This is a genomic window from Falsiroseomonas oryziterrae, from assembly GCF_021864505.1.
Taxonomy (GTDB): Bacteria; Pseudomonadota; Alphaproteobacteria; order Acetobacterales; family Acetobacteraceae; genus Falsiroseomonas; species Falsiroseomonas oryziterrae.
The window spans coordinates 18788-31114 of sequence record NZ_JAKJIB010000015.1; the positions used below are offsets into that span (position 1 = coordinate 18788).

At 72.6% G+C, this 12327-nt stretch carries 12 protein-coding genes; 7 read left to right on the forward strand and 5 right to left on the reverse strand.

Annotated elements, in window-relative coordinates; all coding sequences use genetic code 11:
- Positions 1–73: 73 nt before the first annotated feature.
- Positions 74–1615, forward strand: a complete 1542-nt coding sequence (locus L2I40_RS02990) for an ABC transporter substrate-binding protein (RefSeq protein ID WP_237213378.1) — start codon at positions 74–76, stop codon at positions 1613–1615.
- A gap of 38 nt (positions 1616–1653) precedes the next feature.
- Here the strand turns inward: L2I40_RS02990 and ligD are convergent, their stop codons facing one another.
- Positions 1654–4191 carry a DNA ligase D gene (gene ligD, locus L2I40_RS02995; protein WP_237213379.1) on the reverse strand — a complete coding sequence of 846 codons (2538 nt, stop codon included), beginning with the start codon at positions 4189–4191 and terminating at the stop codon, positions 1654–1656.
- A gap of 337 nt (positions 4192–4528) precedes the next feature.
- Between ligD and L2I40_RS03000 the strand changes: the two genes are divergently transcribed.
- Entirely contained in the window at positions 4529–5428 is a 900-nt protein-coding gene (locus tag L2I40_RS03000) for a hypothetical protein (RefSeq protein WP_237213380.1), read from the forward strand.
- Between the two features lie 25 nt (positions 5429–5453).
- Here L2I40_RS03000 and phnE (L2I40_RS03005) read toward each other — a convergent pair whose 3' ends face one another.
- The 4 genes from phnE (L2I40_RS03005) to phnD are packed head-to-tail and all read right to left on the reverse strand — an operon-like array spanning position 5454 to position 8915.
- A complete protein-coding gene (gene phnE / locus L2I40_RS03005; RefSeq protein ID WP_237213381.1) occupies positions 5454–6281 on the reverse strand; it encodes a phosphonate ABC transporter, permease protein PhnE in 828 nt (275 codons plus the stop codon).
- Positions 6278–7069: a phosphonate ABC transporter, permease protein PhnE gene (phnE, locus tag L2I40_RS03010; protein WP_237213382.1), complete on the reverse strand. Its 792-nt coding sequence runs from the start codon at positions 7067–7069 to the stop codon at positions 6278–6280. Before phnE (L2I40_RS03010) ends, phnE (L2I40_RS03005) begins: the two co-directional genes overlap by 4 nt.
- Positions 7066–7845 carry a phosphonate ABC transporter ATP-binding protein gene (gene phnC, locus L2I40_RS03015; RefSeq protein WP_237213383.1) on the reverse strand — a complete coding sequence of 260 codons (780 nt, stop codon included), beginning with the start codon at positions 7843–7845 and terminating at the stop codon, positions 7066–7068. The genes phnE (L2I40_RS03010) and phnC overlap by 4 nt, the downstream gene beginning before the upstream one ends.
- Positions 7842–8915 carry a phosphate/phosphite/phosphonate ABC transporter substrate-binding protein gene (phnD, locus tag L2I40_RS03020; RefSeq protein ID WP_237213384.1) on the reverse strand — a complete coding sequence of 358 codons (1074 nt, stop codon included), beginning with the start codon at positions 8913–8915 and terminating at the stop codon, positions 7842–7844. Before phnD ends, phnC begins: the two co-directional genes overlap by 4 nt.
- A 201-nt stretch (positions 8916–9116) precedes the next feature.
- On the opposite strand from phnD, the gene L2I40_RS03025 reads away from it, so the two are divergent.
- From L2I40_RS03025 to L2I40_RS03045, 5 genes are all read left to right on the forward strand, one after another.
- Positions 9117–9311 (forward strand): hypothetical protein, encoded by a 195-nt coding sequence (locus tag L2I40_RS03025; protein WP_237213385.1) that lies wholly within the window; start codon positions 9117–9119, stop codon positions 9309–9311.
- 82 nt (positions 9312–9393) lie between these two features.
- On the forward strand, positions 9394–10167 hold the full coding sequence (modA, locus tag L2I40_RS03030; RefSeq protein WP_237213386.1) for a molybdate ABC transporter substrate-binding protein: 774 nt from the start codon (positions 9394–9396) through the stop codon (positions 10165–10167).
- Positions 10164–10859 carry a molybdate ABC transporter permease subunit gene (gene modB, locus L2I40_RS03035; RefSeq protein WP_237213387.1) on the forward strand — a complete coding sequence of 232 codons (696 nt, stop codon included), beginning with the start codon at positions 10164–10166 and terminating at the stop codon, positions 10857–10859. The genes modA and modB overlap by 4 nt, the downstream gene beginning before the upstream one ends.
- Positions 10856–11977: a molybdenum ABC transporter ATP-binding protein gene (modC, locus tag L2I40_RS03040; RefSeq protein ID WP_237213388.1), complete on the forward strand. Its 1122-nt coding sequence runs from the start codon at positions 10856–10858 to the stop codon at positions 11975–11977. The genes modB and modC overlap by 4 nt, the downstream gene beginning before the upstream one ends.
- The coding region (locus tag L2I40_RS03045; RefSeq protein WP_237213389.1) for a winged helix-turn-helix domain-containing protein at positions 11974–12327 on the forward strand (354 nt) is incomplete at its 3' end. The genes modC and L2I40_RS03045, both read left to right, overlap by 4 nt.

Genomic DNA, 12327 nt, shown 5'->3' on the forward strand with positions numbered 1-12327 from the left:
CAGCCTAGGAGCCGTGTGGTGACACGTCCATCCGCGGTGCGGCAGGATGCCAGGGCGGAAGGGAGACAGGGCGATGAAGCGGATCGCGGCGGCGGCGGTGCTGGTCCTGATGGCGAGCGGGGCGGGTGCGCAGACACTCACCATCGGCACGCAACTGCAGCTCAACACGATGGACCCGCATTTCTTCAACGGCTTCCCGGCCGGAAGCGCGCATCCGCAGATCTTCGAGGGGCTGACGCGCGAGAACGAACGGCTGGAGACGCTGCCCGCGCTCGCGGAATCCTGGCAGCGCATCGACGACAACACGTGGGAGTTCCGGCTGCGCCGCGGCGTGCGCTTCCACGACGGGTCGCCCTTCACCGCGGCGGATCTCCTCGCCTCGGTCGCGCGGGTGCCGAACGTGCCCAACAGCCCGGCGCTCTTCACGCCCTTCATCCGGCCGATCCGCGATATCCAGGTGCTGGACGACCATCGCGTGCGCATCGTCACGAACACGCCGACGGCCACGATGCCCTACGACATAGGGCGCGTCCTGATCGTCAGCGCACGCGATGCTGCGCAGACGACCTCCGACTTCAATGCGGGGCGGGTGAACGGCACGGGGCCCTATCGCTTTGCCGCCTTCACCAACATCGAAAGCCTCTCCATCACGCGCAACGACGCCTACTGGGGCGAGCGCGCGGCCTGGCAGGCCGTCACCATCCGCACCATCGCGCGCGACCCCTCGCGCGTCGCGGCGCTGCTTGCCGGCGACGTGGACGCGATCGACCAGGTGCCGACGGCGGACAAGGCGAGGCTCGCCGCCGATCCGCGCTTGCGCACCTTCAGCGGGCCGGCGGCGGTGGTGCACTACATCGCGATGGACAGCGGCCGTCCCGAAAGCCCGCACGTCGCCGGCCGCGACGGGCAAACCATTCCCAACCCGCTGCGTGACCGTCGCGTGCGGCAGGCGCTGTCGCTCGCGATCGACCGCGGCGCGATCACCGAGCGGCTTATGGAAGGCAGCGCCACGCCGGCGAGCCAGTTCCTCCCCTCCTTCGTGGACGGCACGAGCCCAAATCTCCGGCCGCCGCCGCACGACCTCGCGCGCGCCCGCGCTCTGCTCGCCGAGGCGGGCTTCCCGCAGGGCTTCCGCCTGACCCTGCACGCCACGACCGACCGCTACCCCAAGGATGCGCAGGTCGCGCAGGCGGTGGCGCAGATGTGGACCCGCGCCGGCATCCAGGCGCAGGTCGCCGGCATCGCCGGGCAGGTCTTCTTCGCCGAAGCCTCGCGTCAGTCCTATTCGGCCTTCATCGCCCAGTATGGCACCTCCGAGGCCGGCGAGGGCCTCCGCGCCGTGATCCACAGCTTCGAGGCGGCGCGCGGCTACGGTGCCGCCAACCGCACGCGCTATTCGAACCCGGAGGTGGATGCGCTGATCCAGGCAGCCCTGTCGGAGCCCGACCTCGAACGGCGCCGCGCCAGGCTGCACGCCGCGCTGGACGCCGCCTTCGAGGATGTCGCGATCATCCCGGTCTTCCATCCGAGCTGGGAGTTCGCCGCGCGCCGGGGCGTGCACATCACGCCCCAACCGCAGCGCCGCTTCAACGCGTTGATGATGCGGCCGGAGTAGCATCGGAGGCGCGGCACGCGGGCGCGTCGGAGCTGCGGTCAGCGCAGCTTCGGCAGCGGCCGGGCTGCCGCGGCATAGTCGGTCCAGGCCCTGGACCTGGCCGCGCGCGCCGCGGCGGTCCGCATCGTATGCGCGGCAGGGTCAAGCGCGTTGCCGACCTCGCTCCACGCAAGCGGCATGGACACCGGCGCGCCGGGACGCGCGCGCGGCGACCAGGCCGCGACGGCGGTGGAGCCGCGGTCGTTCCTGAGATAGTCGAGGAAGATCCGGCCCGCCCGTGCGCGCTTGGCCATGTTGGTGGTGTATCGGTCCCGCGCGTCGCCCGCCATCAGCTCCACCATCGCCCGGCAGAACGCTTTCGCCTCCGCCCAGTCGGCGCGCGGCGTCAGCGGCACGACGACGTGCAGGCCCTTGCCGCCCGTCGTCTTGCAGAAGGCGCCGAGGCCGAGCCGCTCAAGGCGCTCCTTCAGCTCGCGCGCTGCCTCGACGACGCGCGGGAAAGGCAGTCCCTCGTCAGGGTCCAGGTCGAACACCAGCCGGTCCGGCCGCTCGGGGTCGTCGGCGCGGGAGCCCCAGGGATGGATCTCCAGGACGCCGATCTGGGCCAAGGCCGCCAGCGCTTCCGGGCGATCCACGACCAGGACGCCGCCCGCTTCGCCCTGCAGCTCGACCACGCGGATGAGCTGTGACATGCCGCGCATCGGGTGGCGCTGGAAGAAGCGCTGCCCGCCGATGCCGTCCGGCGCGCGGATGAGCGAGAGCGGCCGCCCGCCCGCATAGTCGAGCAGCGGGCCGGCGACGGACGCGTAGTACTCGGCGAGGTCGCGCTTGCTGATGCCGTCCTCCGGCCACAGCGGCTTGTCGGGATGCGTGAGCGTGACGCCGCCCGACGCAGCCGATGCGGCGCGCTGCCGGGGCCGGGACGAGGGCGGCACCGCGTCGGTGCGCGGCGCGACGACCTGGCGTGCAGGCTTGTCCTCGCGCACGCCCTTGAAGCTGCCCTGCCGTATCAACCCATCGGCGGTCCAGCCCGTGTAGTCGATCTCGGCCACCAGCTTCGGCTCGACCCATGCCGTCGCGCGGCGCTCCGTGGCCGGAACGCCGGTCACCGCCGGTCTGTCCCGCCGCAAGGGTTCGAGGAGCCCACCGAGCCGCTTCGCCTCGCGCTCTCCGATGCCGGAGCCGACCCGGCCGAGATAGACGAGCCGCCCACCGCGCCAGGCACCAAGCAGCAGCGTCATCCGTCCCTTCTGGCCGGTGCCATGTCCGACGACGACGAACTCGTCGCGGCCCCGACACTTCACCTTCACCCATTCGCCACCGCGATCTCCCGGCCGGTAGGGCGCATCGGCGCGCTTCGAGACGATCCCCTCGAGGCCGATGCGGCAGGCGGAGCGCAGCACAGCCTCACCCGGGTGATCGAACGCCTCGACCAGGCGGATGCCCGGCGGCGGCGGCGCGAGCGTGGCGGCCAGCCGTGCCTTCCGCTCCGTCAGCGGAAGGTCGCGCAGGTCTTCGCCGCGCAGCGCAAGGATGTCGAAGGCGAAGTAGACGAGCGCGCTGGTGGCGCCGCGCTCGGCAGACGCGCCGAGCAGCGCGAAGTCCGGCTTCCCCTCGTCGTCCAGGGCACAGAGTTCGCCATCGAGGATGCAGTCCGGCAGCCTTCCCAAGGCGGCCGTGGTTCCCGTGAAGCGCGAGGTCCAGTCCTTCGCATTGCGCGTCATCAGCCGCGCGCGCCCTCCCGCGATGATCGCCTGGATCCGATAGCCATCGAGCTTCAGTTCATGGATCCAGCCCGGCTCCTCCGGCGCGCGGTCCACGAGCTTGCAGAGCATCGGCGCGATGCCGGAGCCGACCGGGCCATTCGCCTCTGCCCGGTTCAGCTTGGGGGCAGGTGCCCTCCGTGCTGCGGCGATCCGGGGCGGTTGCGTTGCGGCCAGGGCCCTGGCCTGCGGCTGCTTGCCCGCGGTGATCGCATCCATCGTCCTCCCGGACACGATCGATGTCGTCGCCTCCTCGAGCATGCGCGTGCCTGCGCCCGGTCGCGCCTCCGCGTCACGACGCTTGATGAGCAGCCATTGGGGCTGGCGTTCCTTCGGTCGGGGACGCATCCGGACGAGATCCCACCCGCCGCGCAGGCGCTCGCCATGCAGGACGAACTTCAGGTTGCCCCCTTCGAGCGCAGCCGCTGCGTCCGGGCTCTCCGGCGCAGGCTCCCAGGTGCCGCTGTCCCAGACCATCATCGTCCCCGCGCCGTAGCCACCCTCGATCACCCCTTCGAAGGTCAGGTAGTCGAGGGGGTGGTCCTCGGTCTGGACGGCAAGGCGCTTGTCGGCGGGATCGAGCGAGGGCCCGCGCGTGACCGCCCAGCTCTTCAGGACACCGTCGAATTCGAGCCGCAAGTCGTAGTGCAGCCGCGAGGCGGCGTGCTTCTGCACCGTGAAGCGGAGCCCCGTCCGGCGAGACCTTGCCCTCGCCGCCCCGCGCGGCTCGGAGGTGCGCGCGAAGTCGCGCTTCGTCCGGTAGGTCGCAAGCGGGTCCGGTTGCAGGGACGGCTGTGCGGGTCGGCGCGGCATGATTCGAGAACGCGCGACCCGCAACGATGTTCAGAAGAGCATTCGCTGCCGGCTGGTGCGAAGCGCGCCGGAACAGGGCCGCCACGCCGCCGGCGTGGACCGCTGTCCAGTAGCGGCCCGGCGCGGTCTGCCCGGGCACCTGGCCCGCTGTCCGAGACCGTCGGAACCTGCGGATGGCGCGACCGGCTGGAATGCCGCCACGCATCTGCTAGACAATCACGACGATAGATCGGGTTTCGATGCCGGTGCCGTTCGCAACTCCCATCGCCACCGCCCCGTGCCACTGCCTGGCAGTCGAGGGCCGTGCGGCGGCGCGGGAGCTCCGAGGGACTGCGGCGTGACAGACCTGCCCGCCCGGGTCGCGCCCGAGGCGCTGGCCGCCTTCGGCAGGGCGAGCCGGCACGCCTCGGCGGCGATGTTCCTGGGCAACCCCGGCTTCGCCGATTTCTGGGTCAGGAAGCGGCGCCGGCTGGTTCTGCTGGCCGCGATCTGCTCCCGCTCGGCCTGGCTGGCGCCGCCGGGACGCCCGGTCGCCTATGCCGATCTCGCGGAGCTGGCGCGGCTCAGCTTCGGCAGCGTCGAACGGATCGTCTGCCTCGCCGCGCAGACCGGCGATCTCCTCGTCGCGCGCGCCCGCGGGGAGGATGCGCGCCTGCTGCGGATCGAGCCGACGCCGAGGCTCCGCTCCGCCTTCGGCGCCGCCGCGCTCGGCTTCTTCGATCGCGCCGCGGTCACCTTCGGTCGCGTGAACCCGGCCAGCGGGCTCGAGGAAGGCGGCGCGGGCCAGCTCGCCGCCAGCCGCATCTATGCCGAGCACCTGCTGGCCTTCGGCCGCACGCTGCCGCCGGGCGAGCCTCGCCATGACGGCGTGCACTTCCTCTACCTCCTGATGGCGCTGGCCCGCACCGGCGGCGAAGCCGTGCGCGGCGATTTCGTCCGCAGCCAGTCCGCCGCCCTGCGGGTCGTTCCGCAAACCATCCGCAACCTGCTGCAGGAGGCGGCCACACAGGGTCACCTCAGCCTCGGCCCGCGCATCCTGCTGCTCCCGTGCGGCGCGGCTTGGCTCGAGGACCAGTTCGCCCAGCGGCGGCTGCTCTGGAACCGCGCACTCGATCGGCTCGAGGCGGCGCTGGGCCCGTCGCCTGCGCCGCGCCCGGCCAAGGACCAGGTTCCGGATGCGGCGGCGCTGCCGCCGCCCTCCGCAGGCGCCCTGCCGGAGCGGTTGCTGGCGCGCTGACGCGGCGCGCCCCGGAACCTGGGCGTCAGATCAGCCTGGCGCGGATCCGCGTGACCAGGATCTCGGCGATGATCACGACAGCGAGGATCGCGAGCAGCACCGTCGCAACGCGATCCCACTGGAAGAAGTTGATCGCGTCATCCAGCACCACGCCGATGCCGCCGGCGCCGACCAGGCCGAGCACCGCGCTCTCCCGGACGTTGATGTCCCAGCGGAACAGCGCGATGCCCCAGAAGGCCGGCTGCACCTGCGGCCAGACGCCCTTCAGCATGACCGACCCCCAGGGTGCGCCGGTGGCGCGCAGCGCCTCGACCGGGCCGGGCGCGGTCTCCTCCAGTGCCTCGGCCAGCAGCTTGCCGACGAAGCCCACCGAGCGGAAGGCGATCGCGAAGGTGCCGGCCGCGGCGCCGGGCCCGAAGACGGCGACGAAGATCAGCGCCCAGACCAGCGAGTTGACCGAGCGCGAGGCGACCAGGAGCAGCTGCGCCAGCGCGTTCAGCGCCGGGATCCGGCAGATGTTGCGCGCCGCCATCAGGGCGAGCGGCACGGCCAGCGCGAAGGAGAAGACGGTGCCGAGGGTCGCGATGTGCAGCGTCTCGATCAGCGCGTCGTGGACGGACGGGTAATAGTGCGCAAGGTCGGGCGGCCACATGCGCACCAGCAGGTCCGCCATCTGCTGCGGCGCATCCGCCAGGAACTCCGGGATGATCTCGACCGTGCGGACCGCCCAGACGAGGGAGGCGACGATGGCGAGCCACACCAGCCACCGGCCGATGCGTTCCTGCGGCGTGAAGCGATGCCATTCGCGCCGGAGCGCGTCGCCCGGCCGGATGGCGGCTGCGGGCGCGCTCATCGCATCGCCGCCCGGATGCGGCCGGAAATGACCTCGGCGACGAAGATCAGGGCGATGATGGACAGCAGGATCGCCGCGACGAAGTCGTAGTCGAAGCGCTTGAAGGCGGCGAACAGCGTCCCCCCGATGCCGCCCGCGCCGACGATCCCGACCAGCGTCGAGTTCCGCAGGTTGGAGTCGAGCTGGTAGAGGCAGAAGCCGGTGAAGCGGGAGGCCACCTGCGGCAGCACGCCGTAGAGCAGCACGCCGCCCGGCCCTGCGCCGGTGGCGCGGATCGCCTCCACCTGCTTCATCGAGATCTCCTCGATCGCCTCGGCGAAGAGCTTGGCCACGAAGCCCATGGAAGCGACGGTCAGCGCCGCGACGCCGGCCAGTGCGCCGAAGCCGATCGCCTTCACGAAGAGGATCGCGACGATCACGTAGTGCAGGCTGCGGCAGACCGCGACGAAGGCGCGCGTCGGCGCCGCTACGATCGCGGGCGAGAGGTTGCGTGCCGCCATCAGCCCGAGCGGCAGCGACAGCAGGATGCCGAGCGCCGAGGACAGCAGGGCGATCTGGATGCTCTCCAGCAGCCCCTCCACCAGCAATTCCCAGCGTTCGAAATTGGGCGGCCACATGCGGGCGAGGAAGCGTCCGGCCTCCCCGAGTCCGGTCACGAGGCGCTCGCCGGTGATGTCGAGGCGGCCCATCGCATAGACGCAGTAGAGGCCGAGCGCGACGAGGCCGAGCCGCGCCGGCCAGTTCGGCGCGAAGGCGCGCCTTGCGGCGGTCGCGGCAGACGCGCTCACAGCCAGTCCTCGCCGCCGTAGATCTGGCGCAGGTGCTCGGGCTCCAGCGCCTCCGGCGGGCCGTCGAAGACCACCGCACCGCCCGACATGCCGATGATCCGCTGCGCGAAGCGCCTGGCGAGGTCGACGTTGTGGATGTTGACGATCACGGGCACGCCGGCCTCGCCGGTCAGGCGCGCGAGCAACTCCATCACCTCGACGGCCGTCTTGGGGTCGAGGGATGAGGTCGGTTCGTCCGCCAGCAGCAGGTCGGGACGCTGCATCAGCGCGCGCGCGATCCCGACGCGCTGGCGCTGGCCGCCGGACAGCGCATCGGCGCGCCGCGTCGCGTGCTCCGGCAGTCCGACGGCGTCCAGCAGTTCGAAGGCGCGTGCGATGTCCTCCTCCGGGTAGCGCCGCAGCCAGGCGCGCCAGAGGGGTACGTAGCCGAGGCGGCCGGAGAGCACGTTCTCCATCACCGTCAGGCGCTCGACCAGGTTGTATTCCTGGAAGACCATGCCGATGCGCCGCCGCGCGGCACGCAGGGCGCCGCCGCGCAGCCGCGCGATGTCCTCGCCATGCAGCAGCACCTCGCCGGCGGTCGGCTCGACGAGGCGGTTGATGCAGCGGATCAGCGTGGACTTGCCGGTGCCGGAGGGGCCGATGATGGCCGTCATCCCCTCCGGCGCGATGGCCAGGTCGATGCCGCGCAGCACCGGCTTGCCCGGCACGTATTCCTTGGAGAGGCCGCGGAGGACCAGCCCCCGCGGCGTCGCCTGCGTCGCGCTCAGGCTCACTGGGTGCGCGGCGCCTGCTGCTGTTGCTGTTGCTGCTGCTGGCGCTGCTGGTTGCGGCGCTGCTCCGCCTCCAGCTCGCGCCGGCTCTCGGCGTCCCAGGCGGCGCGGTTGTAGGGGGCGTTCACCGCGTCCGCCACGGCACGCACCGGCGCCCAGTCGCGCGCATAGGTCGCCGGCCAGAAGCGGTCGTTGCCGCCGAGGTCGCGCGACATCGCGGCCGGGAAGCGGAAATCGTAGAAGCATTGGCGGATGCGCTGCGCGAGCTCGGGGCGCAGGTCGTGGGCATGCGCGAAGCTGCTGGTCGGGAAGGGATCCGACTGCCAGATGATGCGGAAGTTCTCGCGCCGCACCTGGCCACGCGCGACCATGCGATCGAAGACGTCGGAGGCGACGGGCGCCGCGTCGTAGTCGCCCGCATTCACGCCCATCACGCTGCGGTCATGGCCGCCCGAGAACACCACGCGGTAGTCGGTGTCGGGCGTCAGGCCGGCGCCGGGGAAGAAGGCGCGCGGCGCGAGGTTGCCGGAGTTCGAGGTCGCGGAGGTGTGTGCGACCCGCCGCCCGCGCAGGTCCGAGAGCTGCTGGAAGGGGCTGTCGGCACGCACCAGCGTCACCACGCGGTAGCTCTCATAGGCCTGCTCGTTGCCCTTCACGGCGAAGGGCACGGCGCCGGCGAGGTTCACGGCGAAGGCCGTCGGGCCGGTCGAGAAGCCCGCGATGTGCAGCCGCCCGGAGCGCATTGCCTCGACCTGGGCGGCGTTGGAGGTCACCTGGAAATAGACCGTACGCTTGCCCGTGCACTGCGTGAGGTACTCCAGGAACGGGCGGAACTGGTTGGCGTAGAGGGCGGGGTCCTCGACCGGCGTGTAGGCGAAGACGAGCGTCGAGGGGTCACGCAGGCGGGCCGGATCGGTCGGCGCGTCGGCCACCATGTCGCGGTTCTCGTCGCAATACGCGTCGTCGAGGGCGCCGCGGAAGCTGCAGCTGCCCTGGGCCTGTACGCTGCTCCACGGCATCGCCGCCAGCAGCGCCGCCGCGAAGCCCGCGGCCGGCAAGATCCGACGCTTCATTCCCGTTCCTCCCTTGTGCCGCCCCATTCTGCGGGCGGGCCGTGACGCCGTTTCTGCGCCAGACCCAGGGCGCGCCGCAAGGGTGCGGTCCGGGCGCGGGCAGCCGGATGACGGGTCGGGCGCCGCGGCGGGGCGCTGGCGTCGGGCGGCGGTCCACGCCATGCTCGGCCCGCCGTCCTTCCACCTCCGGAGCGTCCTGCGATGCGGCGCCGCTCGAGACCTGCTGCGCCGCGTCGCGCCATCGCGCATCTGACCGGCCTGATGCTCGCGCTGCTGGCCGTGTCGGGCTGTGCGCAGCGAACGCCGCCGGCCGAGCGCCCCTATTGGCGCGTCGAGCCGCGCGCGCCCAACGAACTCCCCCGCCTGCCATCGCCCGCCGACGCCTTCCGCGCCTGACCCGGGGCAGCCTCAACTCGGGTGGACACATCGGCTGGCAGCCGCTATATCCAACTGGATATAACGCTCCCAACGAGGCCCGATGCCGCGTCGCCGTGTCTTCCTCGTCGCCGCGTCACTGCTCCTTGCCTCTGCCCCGGCTGTTCGCGCGCAACAGCCGGTGACGGTCTTCGCGGCCGCGTCCCTGACCGACGCGCTGCGCGCGCTCGCGCAGGACTGGCAGGCACGCGGTCATCCGGCGCCGCGCCTCTCCTTCGCGGCCTCGTCTGCGCTCGCCCGGCAGATCGAGCAGGGCGCGCCGGCGGACCTGTTCCTGTCGGCGGACGAGCCGTGGATGGACTATCTGCAGGAGCGGAACCTGATCGTGACGGCGACGCGGGTCTCGCCGATCGGCAACAGCCTCGTCCTGGTCGCGCCGGCCAGTTCGACGGTACGCGCCACGCTGGCGCGCGGCACGGACCTCGCCGCGCTGCTCGGTCCGCGCGACCGCATCGCAACCGGGGATCCCGCCAACGTGCCGGTCGGCCGCTATGCCCGGGCGGCGCTCGAGTGGATGGGCCAGTGGAGCGCGATCGCACCGCGCCTCGCCCGTGCCGACAATGTCCGTGCCGCGCTGCTGCTCGTCGAGCGTGGGGAGGCTCCCTTCGGCATCGTCTACGAGACCGATGCGCGCGCGAGCCAGGGCGTCCGCGTGGTCGCGACCTTTCCCCCGGAGAGCCATCCGCCGATCACCTATCCCTTCGCGCTCACGCGCCGCGCGGAAGACAACGCTGCCGCGCGCGCCCTCCTCGGCTTCGCGACCTCGGCGGAGGCTGCGGCCACATGGGGGCGCTTCGGTTTCGTGCTCGCCAGGTGATCGGCCTGGCCCCCGAGGAATGGCAGGCGGTGCGCCTCTCGCTCGAGGTGGCGACGCGGTCGGTCCTCGTCTCGCTCGTGCCCGCGGTCGGCATCGCCTGGCTGCTCGCGCGCGGCCGCTTCCCGGGCCGCATGTTCCTCGACGCGCTGGTGCACCTGCCGCTGGTGGTGCCGCCGGTCGTGGTCGGCTGGGCGCTACTGATGCTCTTCGGCATCCGCGGGCCGATCGGCGCACCGCTGCACGACTGGTTCGGCATCCGGCTGGTCTTCACCACCGAAGGCGCCGCCCTGGCCACCGCGGTGATGTCCTTCCCGCTGATCGTCCGCGCCGTGCGCCTCGGCCTCGAGAACGTGGATCCGGGGCTGGAGGCGGCGGCGCGCACCCTCGGTGCAGGGCCGCTCGACCGCTTCCTCACCGTCACGCTGCCGCTGATGTCGCCCGGCATCCTGGCCGGCGCGGTCACCGCCTTCGCCGCCGGTCTCGGCGAGTTCGGCGCCGTGATCACATTCGCGTCGAACATCCCCGGCGAGACGCAGACCCTGCCGCTCGCGATCTACAGCGCGACGCAGACCCCAGGGGGCGAGGCGGTGGCGGCGCGGCTCGCCGCCATCTCCTTCGCGCTGGCCGTCGCCGGTCTGCTGCTGGCGGAACTCATCGCGCGGCGGATGTACCTGCTGCTGGGGCGCGCATGATCGAGTTGAGCCTGCAGCATCGCTTCGGCGCGCCCGGGTGGCGCGCCTCGGGGCGCGACGAGGGCTTCGCGCTCGACGCGCGGATCGATGCGCCGGGGGAGGGGGTGACCGCTCTCTTCGGTCCGTCCGGCTGCGGCAAGACCACGGTGCTGTCGGCGGTCGCCGGTCTGCTGCGCCCCCAGCAGGGGCGCGTCGTCCTGGACGGAACGCCCCTGCTCGACACGGCGCGCGGCATCTGCGTGGCGCCCGAGCGGCGGCGTTGCGCCGTGGTGTTCCAGGATGCGCGGCTGTTCCCGCATCTCAGCGTCGAGACCAACCTGCGATACGGCCTGCGCCGCGCGCCGGCGGAGAGCGGGGGACCTTCCTTTGACGAGGTGGTCGCGCTGCTCGGGATCGCGCATCTGCTCGGCCGTCGCCCCGCCGCCCTCTCGGGCGGCGAGCGGCAGCGCGTGGCGCTCGGCCGTGCCCTGCTGGCGCGGCCGCGGCTGCTGCTGATGGACGAACCGCTCGCCGCGCTGGATGCGCCGCGGCGCGCGGAAGTCCTGCCCTTCCTCGGGCGGCTGCGGGCGGCGGCGCGACTGCCGATCCTCTACGTCACCCATGCGCTCGACGAGGTGGACGCGCTGGCCGACCACCTCGTCCTGATGCAGGAGGGGCGCGTCGTCGCATCGGGCCCGGTGGAGGCGCTGTCGGCGCGCACCGACCTGCCGCTCGCCGCCCGGCGCGACGCCGGCGTGCTGCTCTCCTGCACGGTGATCGAGTCCGGCCCCGAGGGCCTGACCCGCCTCGGCTTCGACGGCGGCACGCTGGTCGCCACCATCCATCCCGGCGCGCCGGGCACGCGGCTCCGCGTGCGGCTCCGGGCGCGTGACATCTCCGTGGCGACCGAGGAGCCGCGCGGAATCTCGATGCGCAACGTGCTGCCCGTCACGCTTGCCGAGATCCGGCCGGCCCCGGAGCCGGCCGAGGCGTTCCTGCGCCTCGATGCAGGGCCGACGCCGCTCCTCGCCCGCGTCACCCGCGACAGCGTCGCCCGGCTCGGCCTCTATCCCGGCATGCGGCTCTGGGCGCTCGTCAAGGCGGTGACGCTCGACCATCGCGCGGCGGGCCCGTCGTGAAGGCGGAGAAGGCCGGGCCGCCCTGCCTCAGCCTGCGGATCGACCTGCCGGGCGGGCGCGTCGGCCCGGGCAAGATCGCGCTGCTCGAGGCGATCGAGCGCGAGGGCTCGATCTCCGCCGCCGGTCGCGCGCTGCAGATGAGCTATCGGCGCGCCTGGGAACTCGTGGATACGCTGAACCAACTGCTCGGCACGCCGGCCGTCGCGACGAGCCCGGGCGGTGCGCGCGGGGGCGGCGCGACCCTGACCGAGGCGGGACGACGCCTGGTCGCCGACTACCGTGCCATCGAGGAGGCGGCCCGGCAGGCCACCGCCCCGCGGCTCGCCGCGCTGCTGCGCGGACTGCCCGCG